Genomic DNA, 18142 nt, shown 5'->3' on the forward strand with positions numbered 1-18142 from the left:
GCAGCTCAGATCAGCCGCCGACCAGGCGGGGATAGAACAGCGTTTCCTGCGCGGTCGGGTCGAATGATCGGATCCGGGTGACTTCGCCCGGCCCGGTCCGGAGGGCGGCGGTGAAGCCGGCTCCGGTCAGCTCCCGAAAGCGCCGTTCGGCTCGCGCCAGCGCTTCGGCATTGCCAGGATCAAACTCGTGGCGCGTATCGCCAGTCTGGTCCATCACGATCTGGGTTGCCATCGTTGAGTCTCCTCATGCCCAGCCCCGAACCTGATCAAAGCAAACGTCGTGCCGTCAGTTCCTGATGGCAACAACTTTCTCGCGTCGGCGCATCACGCCTTGCTGAGCAAGAGCCCTTTCGCGCGAGGTGGACGCCGGTTCGCGCGCCAAGAAAACGCATCAAAACAGAAATCTAAAGCTCTGTTCGCACGTGGTTTTGCTCAGCGCGAGGCCGCCGCCCCGCCCTCATCGATCTGCCGGCCCATCAGCGCGATCGCCTTCTGATAGACGCCGGCGGCATTCCAGGCCTCGATGGCCGCGAAATTCGGCTCGCCCGGCTGGTAACCGGCTCCCGCCCGCCAGCCATGGGCCCGAAGGAAATTCGCCGTCGAGTTCAGCGCGTTGGCGGCAACGTCGAGATTGCCGGTGCCATAGGCCAGGATGTTCTTGGGCATGAACTGGGTCTGGCCGACCTCGCCATGCATGGAGCCGCGGGTTGCCCCCGACAGCGTGCCGCGGTCGATCAGCTTCAGCGCGGCATAGAGCTGGTCGGTGAAGAATTCGGGACGGCGGCAGTCATAGGCCAGGGTCGCGATCGACGAGAGCATGTTCTGGTTGCCGCGCTGGCTGCCGAAGCCGGTCTCCATGCCCCAGATCGCGATCAAGGGCCCCGGCGGGACGCCATAGCGCTGCTGGATCGAGGCGAACAAGCCGGCCTGCGACTGCTTCAGCTGTCGCCCCCTGGCGACGATGGTGGTGGCGCCGCGCTTGGCGAGGAACTGGTCGAGCGACAGCGAGAAGCTGCGCTGGCCGCGGTCGGCCGCAATGGTGGCGCTGGCGTAATTGGTCTGCATCAGCGCCGAGATTGCGGTCTGGCCGATGCCCTTGCCTTGCGCCTCCGCGCTGAACTCGCGCTTCCAGGCTTCGAACCCCGCCGGCGAGCTGCCGCATTGCGCGGCTTCGGCGGCCGGTGCCAGAGAAAGAAGCAGCGCAGCAGCGCCGATCATGGCCGTCGCAACGGTCCTGGCCTTGGTCATTCTCGTTCCTCTCTCTCATGCGTGCGCGACCGGCTCGCGCGAGGGGCATGATCCTACGTCGGCCCTGATCGCTCAAGCCCCACGGGGCGCGACGGATGGCTTGACACCGAAGTGAACGCCTGGCCCTAGCCGCCCTTGTGAAGCAGGAAATCCACCATGATGCCCTGGTGCTGCTGGTACATGTCGGTGCCGGTCCCGGTCACGCAGCCGATCCGGCGGGCCGCCGCGATGAAGGGCGAGACCTCGGGCTTGGTGATGACGCAGCCACAATAGGAAGCCGGCGCGAGCCGCGCGACATCGGCCGGCAGGGGATCGCCCTCTTTCATCCCCGCCGGTGTCGCATTGGCGACAAAATCGAAGCCCGCGGGATTGCTGGTGCCGACCCGCACCGGCGCCTTGCCGAGGGCATTGAGCCGGCCGATCAGCGCATCGCGGCGTTCGGCCGCGCTGTCGTGAATGGCAAGCTCGCGCACGCCGGCCTCGACCAGCTCGAGTGCGATCGCCGAACCCGCGCCGCCGGCGCCGACGAGCAGCGCGCGCATGCCCGCCGGATTGATCCCCTTCGCCCGTGCCGAGCCGACGAAGCCGAGGCCGTCCACCATGTCGCCATGCCACGCACCGTCGGCGCGGCGACGCATCAGGTTCACGGTGCGCAGGAAATGTGCCCGCTCGGTCGCGCTGGCGCAGGCCTCATAGCAGCCGAATTTGTGCGGGATGGTCACGACGATGCCGTCGAGATTCTTCAGCCGCGTTGCGACCGAGAGGAAGTCGGGCAAATCGCCTGGGGTGACCTGAACCGGCATCAGGATGCCGTCATGCCCGCGTGCGGCGAAGGCGGCGCTCACGCCTTCGGGCGAGCGCACCTGCGCGATGGGATCGCCGACGATGACGTAGAGCCGCGTGGCGCCTGTCGGAGCCGGGATCATGCTGCTCAAGCCGCGACCTCGGATGTCAATTCCAGCCCGTCCAGATTGCCCTCCTTGCGCCATTTCTCGAGCAGCCGCAGGAACGCCACCGGCCCGCGCCAATATTGACTGTTTCGCGCCGCGATCGGATCGAACACGCCCTCGTTGTTGTAATAGCCGGGCGTGCATTCGGCGAGATAAGTCTGGCGCCCGAGCGCGGCCTTGACGACCTCCCCGACCCAGGCGTTCTCGGCCGCCAGCGTCGGCTCCAGCGTGCGCGCCTTGCGCTTGCGCGCTTCGGCGATGACATAGGCGATGTGCTGCGACTGCTCGTCGATGATGTGCGGGAAGTTGGCGCTCTGGCCGGCCTGCACCGTGACGATCAGGAAGCAGTTCGGAAAGCCGCGGCTGTAGAAGCCGTGCAAGGTCTTGACGCCGTCGCGCCAGCGCTCGGACAGGCTGATGCCGTCGCGGCCGTAGACCTCGAAGCCCATGCGGCGCGCGTAATCGGTGCCGACCTCGAAACCGCTGGCATAGATCAGGCAATCGAGCTCATAGGCCTTGCCATCGACAACGACGGCATTCTCGGTGATCCGCTCGACGCCCTGCCCTTTGGTGTCGATCAGATGCACATTGGGACGATTAAAAGTGTCGAGATATTCGTCGTGGAAGCACGGCCGCTTGCAGAACGCCTTGTACCAGGGCTTTAGCGCCGCGGCGGCCGCCTCGTCCTTCACGATGGCATCGACGCGCGCGCGGATCTCCTCCATCTTGCGATAGTCGGCCTGCTCGATCACCTTCAGGGCCTCCTCCAGCGAGGTCACCGGCTGCGGCTGGCGGCGCGGCGCCAGCAGGATCTCGCCAAGGAGACCCGTCCAGCCGTCCTGCACCAGGTCTCGCTCGAACGGCTCGCCCGAGATCACGGCGGTGAAATTGTCCATGCGCTCGCGTTGCCAGCCGGGCTTGAGGCTTTGCGCCCAGCTCTGATCCGTCGGCCGGTCGTCGCGCACGCCGATCGCCGATGGCGTGCGCTGGAAGACGTAGAGCTCCTTTGCCGAGCGGCCGAGATGCGGCACGCATTGCACGGCGGTGGCGCCGGTGCCGATGATGCCGACGCGCTTGTCGGCCAGACCGCTCAGGTCTCCCTCGGCGGTGCCGCCGGTATATCCATAATCCCAGCGGCTGGTGTGGAAGCTGTGGCCCCTGAAGGTCTCGATGCCCGGAATGCCCGGCAGCTTCGGGCGGCTCAGCGGGCCGCCGGCCAGAATGACGAAGCGCGCGCGGATGCGGTCGCCGCGATCGGTCTCGACCAGCCAGCGCGCCTCCTGCTCCTGCCATTCCATCCGCGAGATCACGGTCTGAAACAGCGCGCGCTCATAAAGCCCGAAGTGTCGGCCGATGCGGCGGGAGTGCTCGTAGATCTCCGGCGCCCGCGCATATTTGCGCACCGGCATGTAGCCGGTCTCTTCCAATAGCGGCAGATAGATGTAGCTCTCGGTGTCGCAGGCCGCACCGGGATAGCGATTCCAGTACCAAGTGCCGCCGAAATCGGCGGCCTTTTCCACGACGCGAAAATCATCGATGCCGGCCGCACGCAGACGCGCGCCGCACAAGAGACCACCGAAGCCACCGCCGACGATCAGAACTTCGGTTTGTTCGCTGACAGGCGCGCGCGCAAAACCGGGATCGGCCCAGGGATCGTCGAGATAGCGGCCGAACTCGCGTGTCACCTCGACGTACTGCGCCTTGCCTTCGCTGCGCAGACGGCGGTCGCGCTCGTCGCGATAGCGCGCACGAAGTGCGGAAATGTCGACCGTAGACTCGCCGGCTGTACCGGTCTTGTGTCTTTCCGCTGACATTGATCTCCTCCACGGCGGCTGCTGCTTCGCCGGCAGCGCGCATCACTTAGCCCTGAAAAAGTGACGCACGCAATCACGTCCCTCGTTTTTTGCGTGAACGCCGCGTGACGTTCCGCTAACTTTGCAGCACAAATCACAAGCCTATGCCATGCAACGACATGGCACTCCGGAGGGAAACGATGCAGGGATTGATGATGGACATGCCGCTGCTGATCAGCGGCCTGATCCAGTACGCCGCCGACTATCACGGCGAAGCCGAGATCGTCGCGCGCGAGATCGAGGGCGACATCCATCGCTATACCTATGCGGACGCGCATCCGCGCATCAAGCGCATGGCACTGGCGCTCGAGCGGCTCGGCATGAAGCAAGGCGACCGCGTCGGCACGCTGGCCTGGAATACCCACCGGCATTTCGAGATGTTCTATGCCGCGCCGGGGATGGGCTATGTGCTGCACACCGTCAACCCGCGGCTATTTCCCGAGCAGCTCGTCTACATCATCAACCACGCCGAGGACCGGCTGCTGTTCATCGACCGCGCCACGCTGCCGATCGTCGAGGCGATCGCGCCGCAGCTGACGACCATCGAGGCCTATGTGGTGATGTCGTCGCGCGAGCGCATGCCGGAGACGAAGCTCGCCAACGTGCATTGCTACGAGGAGCTGCTGGGACAAGAGAACGAGGCCGGCTTCGCCTGGCCGGAGTTCGACGAAAAATCCGCCTCCACCATCTGTTACACATCAGGGACGACGGGCAATCCGAAGGGCGTGATCTATTCGCACCGCGCCGCGATCCTGCAGACCATGACCTGCTGCAGTCTCGACTTTTTGCCGGGCCATGTCGAAGGCGTGCGCGAAGTCATGATGCCGATGGCGCCGCTGTTCCACGGCAATGGCTGGAACATGCCGTTCACTGCGCCTTACACGGGCTCCAAGCTGGTGCTGCCCGGCCGCAACTACGAGCCCGACAAGCTCTATGAATTGCTCGAAGGCGAGAAGGTCACGCTGTCCGCAGGCGTGCCGAGCTTCTGGCTGATCCTGCTCGACTGGCTCGGCCGCACCGGCAGCAAATTCTCCACCTTGCGCGCGACGCTGTCGTCGGGCTCGGCGCCGCCGCGCGCGATGGTCGAGAAGCTCAAGCGCGAGTACAACGTCGACTACATCCAGGCCTGGGGCATGACCGAGGCGCTGGGTTGCTCGATGCCGGGCTTGCGCCCAGGCTCGGAGCATCTCGGCGACAAGGAGAAGTTCGACCGCCGCCAGGTCTCGGGCCGCGCCTGCTTCGGCACGTCCTTGCGCATCGTTGACGATGCCGGCAATGAGCTGCCCCGCGACGGCAAGACCGTCGGCCATTTGCGCGCACGCGGTCCCTGGGTCGCCTCCGGCTACATGAAGCTCGACGAAGGGCTCGACCGCGACGGTTGGCTGATCACGGGCGACATGGCCGTGATCGACCCACAGGGCCACGTCACGCTGACGGACCGCTCCAAGGACGTGATCAAGTCCGGCGGCGAGTGGATCTCCTCGATCCAGCTCGAGGACATCGCCCTGTCGCATCCCGACGTGCTGCAAGCGGCCGTGGTCGCGATCGCACATGAGAAATGGCAGGAGCGCCCCCTGCTCCTCGTCGTCCGCAAGAAGGGCGCGACCGTCGACGGCAAGATGCTGCTCGACCACATGCGCCCGAAGATCGCGAGCTGGTGGCTGCCCGACGCCGTCGAATTCCTGGACGAATTCCCGATGACGGGCACCGGCAAGGTGCTGAAATCGGCGCTGCGCGAGAAGTTCAAAGAGTATCAGGTCGCCTGACGCGACCTACAATTGCGCAGCACGCTGCGCCGTCCGTCGATCAAGGAGACCTAAAATGCTCTACCCGATGTCGCCCAAAGTCGTCGAGCTCAAGCGCAAGCTCGAAAGCTTCATGGACCGCCACATCTACCCGAATGAGGAGCGGTTCTATCGCGAGGCCGAAGAGCTTGGGCCGTGGAAGGTCTATCCCGTCGTCGAGGAGCTGAAGCCGCTGGCGCGTGCGGAAGGCCTCTGGAATCTGTTCCTGCCGGAATCGCGCCACGGCGCGGGTCTGACCAATCTCGAATATGCCCCGCTCTGCGAAGTCATGGGCCGCTCGCATCTCGCGCCCGAAGTGTTCAACTGCTCGGCGCCCGACACCGGCAACATGGAGGTGCTGGAGCGCTACGGCAGCGAGAAGGACAAGGAGCGCTGGCTGAAGCCATTGCTATCAGGCGAAATCCGCTCCTGCTTCGCCATGACCGAGCCAGCGGTCGCCTCGTCCGATGCGACCAACATCGAGAGCTCGATCGTGCGCGACGGCGACCATTACGTCATCAACGGCCGCAAATGGTACACCACCAATGCGACCGACCCGCGCTGCAAGATCTGCATCTTCATGGGCAAGACCGATCCTGACAATCCGGATCGCCACAAGCAGCAATCCATGATCCTGGTGCCGATGGACACGCCTGGCATCGAGGTGAAACGGCCCCTGCCCGTGTTCGGCTTCTACGGCGTGCCCGATCGGGCCTCCGAGGTCGTCTTCACCAATGTCCGCGTGCCGAAGGAGAACATGCTGCTCGGCGAAGGCCGCGGCTTCGAGATCGCGCAGGGTCGGCTCGGCCCCGGCCGCATCCATCACTGCATGCGCCTGATCGGCCTTGCCGAACGCACGCTGGAGAAGATGTGCCGCCGCGTGCGCAGTCGTGTGGCCTTCGGCAAGCCGGTCTCCGAGCAGACCGTGACGCAGGAGCGTATCGCCGAAGCCCGCATCATGATCGAGCAGGCCCGGCTGCTGACGCTCAACGCCGCCTACGCCATGGACACCGTCGGCAACAAGGTGGCCAAGAGCGAGATCGCGATGATCAAGGTCGCGGTGCCTAACATGGCCTGTCAGATCATCGACTGGGCGATCCAGGCCCATGGCGGCGGCGGCACGTCGAACGATTTCGGCCTGACGCAAGCCTATGCGACCGCGCGCCTGCTGCGGCTTGCGGATGGGCCGGACGAGGTGCACCGGAACCAGATCGCAAGGTTCGAGCTGAAGAAATATTCGAACGCGTAAGCCGACGCTGGCGCGTCGATACCAGAGAATGCGCTAGAGGATCGTCGTCTAGTCGAATCTTGGCGGCTCCTGGATGGGCGAAGATACGTTCTGATTCGAAATCGCTTCGAGCATCGCTCCGAAAATGATGATCGGCAGATAGAACGCGAGCATGATTGTATTCCTCCTGCTGTGACAACTTGGGCCCGTAAGGCCAGGTTCCTCAAATTTGACGCTCGCCCGCCTCGGAACATTGTCGGTGCTTACCAAGCTACCGACGAACCCGAGTCGCAGGCCGGATCAAGAGCGCATCGCGTCAATCGCATGGGCGATCAGAACGACTGCGCTTGCGGCAATGAGAAACACAAACAACCAGCTCACGTCCGCCTCCGATCCCGGAAGTGAACGCGTTCATCCGTGCACAGTCAAAAACCATCGGTCTGGAACCGCTATTCTGCAGCTCGCTGATGCTTCGCCGCAACAATTGCATCTGCTATCGGCGCTATCGGCAGAACGCCAAAAGGAGCAACGTGCCGACGACACAGGCTGCTAGGATTAAAAACCAAACGCCCATGCAGTCTCCCCGACTCAACACACGCGAGTCAGGATTAGCCTTACGATTTGGGATTGAAATGCTTGTTGCCGGTTTTCCCCAGGGCCAAGCGCGATCATCTGCGCGCGCCGTTAGTCCAATACCTCCACCGTCGCCGAGCGGCCAGCTACCAGCGACAAGGCCTCAGGCACCGGATCGAGCGCAATCCGCACCGGGACGCGCTGGGCCAGCCGCACCCAGCTGAAGGTGGGATTGACGTTTGCGAGCAGGCTCGCGCCCTCCGCGCGGTCGCGGTCTTCGATACCGGCTGCGATGCTCTCGACGTGGCCGGTCAGCGTGGCCTTCTCGCCCATCAGGCGGACCTGCACCTTGTCGCCGACGCGGATGCGCGCGAGTTTTGTCTCTTCGAAATAACCTTCGACATGCAGCGTGTCGGTGTCGACCAGGGCCATCACACCCTTCCCGGCCGTGACGTAGGCGCCGGGGCGCAGGTCCATGTTGGTGATGACGCCGTTCACGGAGGCGTGGACCTCGCTGCGGTCGAGGTTGAGCTGCGCCACCGCACGGTCGGCGACAGCCTGATCGAACGCCGCCTTGGCCTGGAGCTGGGTGGCGAGCACCTGCTCCTGCTTCTGCTGCGAAACGGCGTCGGTCGTCAGGGTGCTGTAGCGCTTCAAATCGGCGTTGGCCTGGTCGAGCGTGGCCTGATGACCGGCGACCGACGCATCGGCCTGCCGCAGCGCCAGCGCGAAGCGCTCGCGGTCGATCCGGAACAGCACGTCGCCGCGACGCACCTTCTGGTTGTCCTTGACCAGCACCTCGGTCACGAAGCCGGAGACGTCAGGGGCAACCTGCACTACGTCGGCGCGGACGCGGCCGTCGCGGGTCCAGGGCGACTCCATATAGTAGACCCAGAGCTCGCGGCCGACGGCGAGCGCGGCGACGAGGACGATGACGGTGAGCGCGAGGCGACCAAGCCCGGCAAGATTTCCTTTCATGACAGATACTCCGAGAGATAGACGACGCCGCCGAGAAGGCAGACGAAAATCGCGAAATCGAACAGCGCGCGGTGCCACACCAGCCGGTACAGGTCGAAGCGCTGCATGAGGCGGCGCTGCACGGCACTCAGCACATAGGCGACGATGATCCACAGCAGCAACGCCGGCACCAGCACGCCGTAGATGTCGATCACATATCTCATGCCGCAACACTCTCGCCTGCGCGCGGCCGATAGGCCGGCGCGTCCGGAAACAGCCCGCGGCGGATGCCGACGAGGCCGATCAAGGCGTCCTCGCGGGCGCTGTCGTTGGGATCCTTGACGGCCTGGGCCAGTGCCAGATCGACATGCCGCAGCAACTTTGCAGGCATCCCCCCGCCGGCATAGCTGCGGCAGGCGGCAGCAAGCTGGTCGAGCATGTCGTCGATGACCGAGACGGTCGATATCGCGAGACCATAGCGGGCGCGACGAAGATCGATGATGTTCAGCCCGATGCGGAGCTGAACCAGGCTGTCGGTGTCGCGGCGATCGCTCTCGGAGAGGAAGGCGATGCGCTGCACCAGCAAGCCAAGACGGTGCAGCATCAGACCGGCGAATTCGGCGCGGTCGCGCTTGCCGCGGCGCTCGGCGGCAATTGCAATCGTCTTCCAGCTCGACAGCACCAGGCGGTTGGCGATCCACTCCGCGCCGACCCCGCGCGCAATCCGCGTCACGATCTCGGCGATGACGACGCCAATGAAGAAGGCGACGGCCGAGTTGGCGTAGGAGGCGAAATCCGCGCTGTAGGTAGACTGGATCGCAAGCAGGGTCGCGGTGTTGGCCGCGAGCGCCATGCCAGTTCCCGCGGTGGCGGGACGTCCGATCAGGAAGCCGTAGAGCAGGAACGTCGGCGCCAACGCGACGATCAGGACCTCGAGATGGGAGATCGCCGACACCAGTGCGAACAGATAGATCGCGACGACGACGATGGCGACCAGCGACCACAGGCCAAAGCTGCGGATGAAGCGAGCGGGCTCGTCCTGCGCGGCAAAGAACGAGCAGGCGACCGCCGCCATCATCGGCGCCGATGCGCCGTCGGGCCAGCCGGTGCCGATCCAGAACGCGCAGCAGATCAGGATCGCCGTGGCAGCACCTGCCGCCGACCACAGCGCGAGGCCGCGGTCCCTGTGGCGCACGGGCGCAGCGCCCGCCTCCGAATGAAAGGCGAGATCGAGCGTCGAAACATTGCGGCCATCGGCAATCGCCCCGGTCAGCGCGCGGCAATCGAGCGAGAGGTCGACCAGCTCGCGCAGCCGCAACAACAGGCTGGTGGTGATGATCCGCTCCCAGGAGGCGCTGTCATCAAGCACCGCCTGCCGCTCCGCGATCATGGCGCGGATGCGTTCCGCCGGCTGGCGCGCGCCGACGTCGCTCATGATCCATTGCGCGAGATCCTCCAGCAGGCGCTTCAGCTCGGGCTGCCGGCGCAACGCCTCCTCGCCCAGCGCCGCCAGCCGATCCTCCAGCGAGGCGATCACCGGCAGCAGCATCAGCATGCGCAGCCGGATTTCACCAAGGCCGGTCACGGCATTGCGATCGGTCAGCCGGTCATAGGCGAGATGCGTGGAGAGCGTGTCGATCTCGACGATGTCGGTCGCGAGCTTGAGACGCTTGCCCCGGCGCGTTTCGCTCGTTCCCTGCCGCAGCAGCACCGCCTGGCTCAGGCGTTGCGCATCCGACAGCCAGGTGTCGACCCGATGGGCGACGGCCGGCGCGACGCTGCGCGGGAAGACGATGGTGGAGACGAGGCTGGCGCAGATGATGCCGAGCGAAATCTCCTCGACCCGCGCCACGGCGATGTCGAAGATGGCGCCGGGCTCGGAGACCGAGGGAAAGCCGATCAAGGCGACCGTGTATCCGGCCAGCATGAAGACGTAGCTGCGCGGCGTGCCGTCGAGCAGAGACAAATAGAGGCAGAGCCCAACCCAGAGCGCGATCGCGAGGCACAGCAGTTCCGGCGCATCGATCAGGTTCGGCACCAGCGCCACCGTCATGGTCGCGCCGACCAGCGTGCCGATCACGCGGAAGAAGGCCTTCGAGCTGGTCGCACCCGCGAGCGGCTGCGAGGTGATGTAGACCGTCGCCATCGCCCAATAGGGCCGCGGCAGATCCATGGCCAGCGCAATGACGAGCGCCAGCATCGACGCCGCAAACGTCTTCAAAGCAAAAATCAGGTCCGCGTGGCGGACCAGGAACGGCTCATCTGCGCGCATGACTACTTCGCCTCTGGGCCTGTCTTGACGTCTTGCAGACGGCTGGCCCGCTGTTCGATGCGCTGAAGAGTTTCGAAGGTTATCGCAAGTTCCTCGAGCTCGATATCCCTCAGCAGGCTCGCCCGCACCCGGCGCAGCACGCGGTTGGTCTCCTCGACCTTGGCCGCGCCCGCTTTCGTCAGGTGGAGCGTTTTGGCACGGCGGTCGGTCGGATCCTCCCGGCGCTCGACCAGCCCTTCGGCCTGAAGCAGATCGATCAGGCGCACCAGCGACGGCCCCTCGATGCCGAGTTCGTCGGCGAGCACGCCCTGGCGAACATTCTCGCCCTGGCGCGACAGCACCAGCAGCGGGATCGCAGTCGCATAGGACAAGCCGTGCTCGGACAGCGCCAGGTCCGACTCGCGCCGCCACATCCGGCCGAGACGGGTGATGAGCCGGCCGATCTCGGCATGGATGAAGCCTTGCGAGGGTGCCATGCAAATTGGATAGGACACGAACTATTAGTTTGCAACTATATACCCCGCATTGCGGCGGCGATCACGCAGAAGCGAACGAGGACAGGCGCCATGGGACCGGGTTCCCCGGCACATGCAGCGGAGACGATGGCCGGACATAGCGCGCTGACGCTGGTCCCGACCTTCGTCGTCGTAGCGGTGGATGCCACCGGCATGGGCATCATCCTGCCGCTGCTGCCGTTCTATTCGCAGCGGCTCGGCGCCACGCCCTTCGTGCTCGGCGCGCTGATCTCGGTCTATGCGGTGTGCCAGCTCATTGCAGGGCCCGCAGTCGGCATGCTCTCGGACCGCTACGGCCGGCGGAAGGTGCTGGTGGTGAGCCAGATCGGGACACTGATCGGATTTGTCCTGCTCGCGCTCGCCGGCAATTTGACGCTGGTGTTTTTGGCCCGCATCATCGACGGCCTGACATCAGGCAACATCTCGGTCGCGCACGCCTATGCCGCCGAGCACAGCGCGCCGGCGACGCGCAAGCAGGCGCTCGGCATGACCAGCGGCGCGATTGGGACCGGGCTGCTGCTCGGCCCTGCGCTGTCGAGCTTCCTAGTGCATTACGGCCAGACCGCGCCGGTGTGGGCCGCGGCCGCGCTCTCGCTGGTCAGCATTTTTGCGACCATCGCCCTGCTCCCGCCGGATCATCCGGCGTCCGAGCCGCTCTACCAACACCGTGTGCCCGAGCCGACACTGACCCGCAGCCTGCTCGGCATGCGCTACGCCTGGCGGCTGCTTGGCCTTCTCATCGTGTTCTTCTTCGTCAACTCGATGTTCCTGTCGCAGATCGGCCTGTTCCTGTCGGCGCGGTTCTCCTGGGACGGACATGCCTTCGGCGCGCGCGAGCTTGGATGGATCTTTGCCTATGCCGGCTTCATCAACATGGTGGTCCAGGGCCTCTTGATCACCCGCGCCAACATCATCGCCTCCGATCGCTCGATCGTTATGGCGGCGTTCGCCTGCATGGGCCTCGGCTTTGCAGGCCTTGGGGCCGAGAACAATGTCGGCCTGCTCGCGGTCAACCTGACGCTGATCATCGTCGGCACCATGTTCGCGCGCAGCACGCTGACGGCGGAATTGTCGCGGTCGACCGCGATCAACCGCCAGGGCATGATCATGGGTCTCAACCAGTCGCTGATGTCAGGCGCAAACATCAGCGCCCCGCTGGTCAGCGGCGCGCTGATCGGTCACCGCCTGTTCGTGCCGTGGGCGCTGACGATGGCGGCGATCGCGGCGATCGGCGCGGCGCTGGCCGGCCAGCTGCTCGACACGCCGCGGACGCGGTAGGAACGTGGCAAAAGTCTTTCCCGCTGCGCATCCTTCGAGACGCCCGCCTTCGGCGGGCCCTCAGGATGAGGGCGGAGTGCGCGGCAGCAATCTCGACAAACCTAGCTGCCGCTCAGCCTCATCCCGAGGAGACCGCTGAAAGCGGTCGTCTCGAAGGACGAGGCGCTTGCTCGGACAGCGCCAGATCGGACCCGATAGCCCTCGCCTCACTTCACCACATACACGTCCGGATCGGCGCTTGAGCTCGGCGTCTTGAAAGCCTGGCGCAGGGCCGGCGACATCGGGACGTTGTAGTTGATGCCGTTCGGCGGCGTCGGCGATTCCAACCAGCGCTTGTAGAGCACTTCGATCTCCGGGCTGGCGTAGAGCTCGGCCGTGGCGCGATCGGCCAGCGCCTTGAACGGCGCATCCTCTCGCCGCAACATGATGCCGAAGGGCTCGGCCTTCGCAAACGTCTCCTCGCTGATCATGAACAGGGCCGGCTCCTTCGAGCGCGCAATGGCGACCGCGAGCTGGACGTCGTCGAGCGCGTAGGCCTGGGCACGGTCGGTTTCCAGCAGCAGGAACGCCTCAGCCTGGTCCACGGCCGGCATGATCTTGATGCCAAGATTGCGCTCGGTGTTGACCTTGGCAAGCTGGTTCAGGTTGACCGAGCCGGCCACGGCCGTGACCGCCTTGCCCTTGAGGTCGTCGATGGTGTTGATCTTGGCGGCCTTCTTGGCGGCGAACCGCGTTGCGCTCAGAAAATGCGTGTTGGTGAAGGCGACCTGCTTCTGGCGGTCGGCATTGTTGGTGGTTGCCGAGCAATGCAGGTCAAGCGTCCCGTTGACCATCAGCGGAATGCGGTTCGACGACGTCACGGCGACATAGTCGACGGCAATGTCGGGCATGGCGAGCTGCTTCTTCACCGCATCGACGATCTTGAGGCAGATGTCCATGGCAAACCCGACCGGCTTCTGGTTGCCGTCGAGATAGCTGAACGGAACCGAAGCCTCCTGATAGCCCAGCGTGATCTTCTTGGTCTCCTTGATCTTCTGGAGCGTGCCGGTGAGGTCCTCGGCTGAGGCTGCGCCTGCAAGGCATGTCAGGGCGAGGACAAGGGTGGGAAGACGCATCGGGGGCTCCTCAAGGGGGTCATCGGGCGCGTCAGTGCGCAGCCGCGCGTGTGATAACCCAGAGCCGGACCGATCACCAGACAAGGATCCGCCTATCAGCTATCGCGGTTTTATATCGGCCCGGCCGCGCGGAACGCCCTGCCCTAGTCGCAGGTGAGCTGCTGCTCGAACCAGCCGGATAGTCGCTCCGAAAGCGGCGGCCATATCCGCTGGAAATTCGTGTAGCGGCCGACATTGGCGCGGTACATCGCCCGCAACTCGTGCTCGATCGCGGGCAAGTCTACACCCGTGCAGACGCCGTCCCTCACGATCGTCTGGCCGCCGACGACGACCTCGTTGACCAGCGATGCATTGCCGCGTGCAAACAGCAGCGCCATGGGATCGACGGGCATGATCTGGTCGCGATCGAGCCGGTCGAGATCGATCACGACATAGTCGGCGGGGTTACCGGCGACGAGCTCTCCGCTCCCGGGTGCGCCGGTGGCGCGGCGACCATTGCGGATGGCGAGCGCAAACATCTCGGCCGGCGTCCAGGTCGGCTTGAAGCCGAGGCCGCCATGGACCAGCTGCACCAGCCGCATCTCGCGCAGGACGTCGTCGTCCTCGTCCAGCGCCAGCCCGTCGACGCCGACCGCGATGGAGCAGCCGCATCCGTGCGCGGCGGCGATCGGAGCGAGCCCCGAGCGCAAATGCATGTTCGAGCTGAAATTGGTGACGATGCGCGCGCCTGACGCCGCGATCATCTCTAGTTCGTCTGGCCGCGCGTGGATGCAATGCGCCAGCGTCAACCGCTCGGAGAGGAAGCCGATGTCACGCAGCCAGCGCACCATATCGGGAAAATTCTGATCGGCCCAGGCGCGCTGATAGACGGTCTCCAGCAGATGCATATGGATGCGGCGGCCGGTCAGTGCCGAACTCTGCGCCACCGCCTCCAGCAGCGGCTTCGAGCACCATTGCACGCCGGCGGGACCGAGCTGCACGTCCACCATCGGGCCGGCGATGGCGGCGGCAATCGCATCAGTCAGCTCGATATAGGCCTTCGGCGACATCGGCGCGCGGACGAAGAGGTCTTCGATGGTCTTGCGATCGTCGCCGGGAAGAGACGAGAGCACCGGCCCGGCATCACCGTACACGATCGGATTTTGGTCGCGCACTGCGATCGCAAAGGCCATGCGGATGCCGACGTCCGATGCCGCTCTCGCAACGGCGCTGGCTTCATCGAGCAAAGGCATTGTCCCGCTCGGGCGCGTATAATGCACCATCATGGCGGCGCAGCCGGCCTTGGCCGAGCGCGCCAGCGCAGACGCCGCGGTCAGATAGGGATCGACCGGCGTGCCGAGCACAGTCCGCAGGATCCAGCTTTCCAGGGGCATGCCGACCGCGCCGAAGGACGATGCGGTCGCCCGGGCATGGTCATGGGCGTTGACGAAGGCCGGAATGACGAAGGAGCGAGGGCCGCTGGCAGGCTCCGCTCCTTCCGAGATGCCGGTGATGAGGCCGCCGTCGTGCCGCAGCACGACATTGTCGCTGATAGCCTGGCCGGAGCCACGGAACAGGCTGGTTGCCGAGATCTCCGTGGCCATGACCGTCTCTCCGAAATATTCAGTTGGCAGTATACACCAACTCCCGCTCCGCGCGCGGCGGCAGGAATTCGCGGGAGAACACTTCCGCCGGCGTCGGCGCGCGGGCGAGCTGATAGCCCTCGACCACGATGCCGATGGCGCGCGTCATGCGGTCGTCCTTGATGTCGCCGATGCCGATCTCCTTCATCTCCGGCGAGACGATCAGCTTGTCGAAGGAATATTGCAGCCGGCGCTTCTCGACGGCGACGTCGATCAGATTGTCGTAATTGAGCGCCGCCTTCATGCCGGCATTCTGGTCCTTGGCCACCGCGATCGCGCCCTTGTTGATGGCGCGCACAAGGCCGGCCACCGCCTTCGGGTTGGACGCGATCAGCTTCTTGGAGACCATGACGCCGTTGGAATAGAGATCGAGGCCGTACTCACCGAACGAGAACCATTTGAAGTCCTTGTCGGGGTCCTGGCGGTTGAGCACGAGGTTGAAGTAGCTGGTGATGTTGAACACCAGCGCCGCGTCGATGTCGCCCTTGATCAGCATCGGCTCTTGCAGGTTGGGAGCCATGTTGGAGATCTTGATCTTCTCGCCGTCGAGCCCGTTCTTGCGCGTGAACACCGGCAGCAGCCGCGTCGTCGGCGTACCCTGCGCGCCGCCGAGCGTGTGGCCCTCGAAGTCCTTGATAGTGTTGATGCCGCTGGTCTTCTTGGCGACGATCGCGAATGGCGGCTGGTTCCACATCATGTAGACCATGACCGGCGCTTCCTGCGGCTTGGTCGAGGCGTTCTGGATGATGGCGTTGACGTCGCCGAACCCGGCGTCATAGGCGCCGGACATCACGCGCGTGACGGTCGCGCCGGAGCCCTCGCCCTGGTCGATGACGACGTTGAGGCCTTCCTCTTTGAAGAAGCCGTTGTCCTTGGCGTAGAAGAACGCGGCGTCGCTGCCTTGCGTCTTCCAGCCCAGCGTGAACTTGATCGTGGTGTCCTCAGCGGCGGCGACGCCTGTAGACAGGACCAACCCCAACAGCGCGACAGTTGCTTTTCTCAACATCGAGACCTCCTCAGCTTCGTTGCGTGACGGTTCAGGATTTCAGGTGGCGATGACGTCGTTCTTGCGCGTGGCCCAGCCGGTGACCTGCCCTTCGATCAGCGAGAACACCACGTAGAGCGCGACGCCGAGGCCGGCGAGCACGAACAGGCCGGCAAACACCAGCGGCACGTTGAAATTCGAGGACGCGGTCATCATGACGTTGCCGATGCCGCGGTTGGAGGCGACGGTCTCCGACAGCACCGCACCGACGAAGGCGTAGGAGATCGCGACCTTCAATGAGGCGAAGAAGAACGGCATGGTCCTGGGGAGGCCGACATTCCAGAGGATGTCGAGCTTGCTGGCGCCGAGCGCTTTCAAGACGTCCTCGAGCTCGGGCTCGGTGGTCGCCAGGCCCGTGGCGATATTGACGACGATGGGGAAGAAGCAGATCGACAGCGCGGTCAGCACCGCCGGCACGGTGCCGGAGCCGAACCACAGCACGAAGATCGGCACCACCGCGACCTTGGGGATCGAGGAGAAGCCGATCAGCAACGGATAGCAGGTGTCATAGGCCGTCTTGGACACGCCGATGATGGCGCCAAGGGCGACACCGAGCGCGACGCCAAGGACGAAGCCGAACATCGTGGTGGCAAGCGTCTGCACGATGTGCGGCCAGAGCACCGGAAAGCGCTGCACCAGCGTCACCAACACCTGCGAGGGCCGTGGCAGCACCAGATCCGACATGCCCGTCATCAGGCAGAACAATTCCCAGGCGACGAAGAACAGCACGATCAGCCCCGCCGACCACGCCTTCTGCCTGACATCGATCCCGAACATCAGCCTGCCCCCTGCGCAGCCGCGCTGCGCGCATCCTCGATGAAGGCGCGCAGCTTCTGGTTCAGCGCGACGAAATCCGGCTCGAACGTCATGGCGACGGTCCGCGGCCGCGCGAATTCGACGCGGCTGTCGTCGAGGATGCGGCCGGGGCGCGCGCTCATCACGCAGATGCGGCTGGCAAGGAAGCCGGCCTCGCGCAGATCGTGCGTCACCAGCAGCACGGTCGGCTTGTGCGTCATCCAGAGGTTCTGCAGGATCGCCCATAGCTCCTCGCGCGTGAACTGGTCCAGCGCACCGAAGGGCTCGTCGAGCAGCAGCATGCGCGGCTCGTGGATCAGCGCGCGGCAAAGATTGGCGCGCTGGAGCATGCCGCCGGAGAGCTGCCAGGGATAACGGTTGCCGAAGCCCTTGAGGCCGACCTGCTCCAATAGCGCGTTGGCCTTGTCGCGAAACTCGGTCTTGCGCAGCCTGCGGAAGTTGGAGCGAAACGGCTCGACGATCTTGAGCGGCAGCATGATGTTCCGCTCGATCGTCATCCACGGCAGCATGGTCGGGTTCTGGAAGGCCATGCCGACGCGCATCGCGCGCGCCGCGACCTCGCGGCCGCCAACAATGACGACGCCGCTGGTCGGCTGCACCAGGCCGCTGACCAGGCGCAAAATGGTCGATTTGCCGCATCCGGACGGACCGACCAGTGCGACAAACTCGCCGTCGGCGATCCGCAGGCTGGTCTTTGACAGAGCGGGCACGGCGCGGTCGCCGCGCCCGAAGGTCACGGTGGCCTCGGACAGCTCGATGGCGGTGGCGGCTGCAGCTTCGGGAACGGGCTGGCCGTCAAACTGGGCGTTGGGTTGCATGCGCATCACAGCCAAAGTGCATGCAAGCTGGGTGCCAATCGGCCGCCTCCGTAAAATCAATGATTTGA

General features: G+C 65.0%; 16 protein-coding genes. 3 read left to right on the top strand and 13 right to left on the bottom strand.

Going from position 1 to position 18142, the window contains the following annotated elements:
* Positions 1–10: 10 nt before the first annotated feature.
* The 4 genes from BRAGE_RS0119560 to BRAGE_RS0119575 form a co-directional block, all read right to left on the bottom strand.
* Positions 11–232: a hypothetical protein gene (locus tag BRAGE_RS0119560; RefSeq protein WP_007592399.1), complete on the bottom strand. Its 222-nt coding sequence runs from the start codon at positions 230–232 to the stop codon at positions 11–13.
* Between the two features lie 200 nt (positions 233–432).
* A complete protein-coding gene (locus BRAGE_RS0119565) occupies positions 433–1248 on the bottom strand; it encodes a lytic murein transglycosylase (protein ID WP_027557340.1) in 816 nt (271 codons plus the stop codon).
* Between the two features lie 125 nt (positions 1249–1373).
* On the bottom strand, positions 1374–2174 hold the full coding sequence (locus tag BRAGE_RS0119570) for a shikimate dehydrogenase family protein (protein WP_027557339.1): 801 nt from the start codon (positions 2172–2174) through the stop codon (positions 1374–1376).
* A gap of 5 nt (positions 2175–2179) precedes the next feature.
* Entirely contained in the window at positions 2180–4012 is a 1833-nt protein-coding gene (locus BRAGE_RS0119575; RefSeq protein WP_027557338.1) for a flavin-containing monooxygenase, read from the bottom strand.
* A 179-nt stretch (positions 4013–4191) separates the two neighbouring features.
* Between BRAGE_RS0119575 and BRAGE_RS0119580 the strand changes: the two genes are divergently transcribed.
* Positions 4192–5817 (top strand): long-chain fatty acid--CoA ligase, encoded by a 1626-nt coding sequence (locus BRAGE_RS0119580; protein WP_027557337.1) that lies wholly within the window; start codon positions 4192–4194, stop codon positions 5815–5817.
* Between the two features lie 55 nt (positions 5818–5872).
* Positions 5873–7084 carry an acyl-CoA dehydrogenase family protein gene (locus tag BRAGE_RS0119585; protein WP_027557336.1) on the top strand — a complete coding sequence of 404 codons (1212 nt, stop codon included), beginning with the start codon at positions 5873–5875 and terminating at the stop codon, positions 7082–7084.
* Between the two features lie 663 nt (positions 7085–7747).
* Here BRAGE_RS0119585 and BRAGE_RS0119595 read toward each other — a convergent pair.
* Genes BRAGE_RS0119595 through BRAGE_RS0119610 form a run of 4 tightly spaced genes read right to left on the bottom strand, consistent with a single transcriptional unit; the run spans position 7748 to position 11341 of the window.
* Positions 7748–8614 (bottom strand): efflux RND transporter periplasmic adaptor subunit, encoded by an 867-nt coding sequence (locus BRAGE_RS0119595; protein WP_027557335.1) that lies wholly within the window; start codon positions 8612–8614, stop codon positions 7748–7750.
* Positions 8611–8817 carry a DUF1656 domain-containing protein gene (locus tag BRAGE_RS0119600; RefSeq protein ID WP_027557334.1) on the bottom strand — a complete coding sequence of 69 codons (207 nt, stop codon included), beginning with the start codon at positions 8815–8817 and terminating at the stop codon, positions 8611–8613. Before BRAGE_RS0119600 ends, BRAGE_RS0119595 begins: the two co-directional genes overlap by 4 nt.
* On the bottom strand, positions 8814–10865 hold the full coding sequence (locus tag BRAGE_RS0119605; RefSeq protein WP_027557333.1) for an FUSC family protein: 2052 nt from the start codon (positions 10863–10865) through the stop codon (positions 8814–8816). Before BRAGE_RS0119605 ends, BRAGE_RS0119600 begins: the two co-directional genes overlap by 4 nt.
* Positions 10866–10867: 2 nt before the next feature.
* Positions 10868–11341: a MarR family winged helix-turn-helix transcriptional regulator gene (locus BRAGE_RS0119610; protein WP_027557332.1), complete on the bottom strand. Its 474-nt coding sequence runs from the start codon at positions 11339–11341 to the stop codon at positions 10868–10870.
* A 90-nt stretch (positions 11342–11431) separates the two neighbouring features.
* Between BRAGE_RS0119610 and BRAGE_RS0119615 the strand changes: the two genes are divergently transcribed.
* Entirely contained in the window at positions 11432–12658 is a 1227-nt protein-coding gene (locus BRAGE_RS0119615) for an MFS transporter (protein ID WP_027557331.1), read from the top strand.
* Positions 12659–12864: 206 nt separating this feature from the next.
* Here the strand turns inward: BRAGE_RS0119615 and BRAGE_RS0119620 are convergent, their stop codons facing one another.
* The 5 genes from BRAGE_RS0119620 to BRAGE_RS0119640 form a co-directional block, all read right to left on the bottom strand.
* Entirely contained in the window at positions 12865–13773 is a 909-nt protein-coding gene (locus BRAGE_RS0119620) for an amino acid ABC transporter substrate-binding protein (RefSeq protein WP_027557330.1), read from the bottom strand.
* Positions 13774–13916: 143 nt separating this feature from the next.
* Positions 13917–15356: an amidohydrolase family protein gene (locus tag BRAGE_RS0119625; RefSeq protein WP_027557329.1), complete on the bottom strand. Its 1440-nt coding sequence runs from the start codon at positions 15354–15356 to the stop codon at positions 13917–13919.
* 19 nt (positions 15357–15375) lie between these two features.
* Entirely contained in the window at positions 15376–16401 is a 1026-nt protein-coding gene (locus BRAGE_RS0119630; protein ID WP_027557328.1) for an ABC transporter substrate-binding protein, read from the bottom strand.
* A 39-nt stretch (positions 16402–16440) separates the two neighbouring features.
* Positions 16441–17217 (bottom strand): ABC transporter permease, encoded by a 777-nt coding sequence (locus tag BRAGE_RS0119635; RefSeq protein WP_027557327.1) that lies wholly within the window; start codon positions 17215–17217, stop codon positions 16441–16443.
* Complete coding sequence (locus BRAGE_RS0119640) at positions 17217–18074, bottom strand: ABC transporter ATP-binding protein (RefSeq protein ID WP_027557326.1); 858 nt, start codon at positions 18072–18074, stop codon at positions 17217–17219. The genes BRAGE_RS0119635 and BRAGE_RS0119640 overlap by 1 nt, the downstream gene beginning before the upstream one ends.
* Positions 18075–18142 lie beyond the last annotated feature (68 nt).

Source organism: Bradyrhizobium genosp. SA-4 str. CB756 (assembly GCF_000473125.1).
In the GTDB taxonomy this organism is placed as follows: domain Bacteria; phylum Pseudomonadota; class Alphaproteobacteria; order Rhizobiales; family Xanthobacteraceae; genus Bradyrhizobium; species Bradyrhizobium arachidis.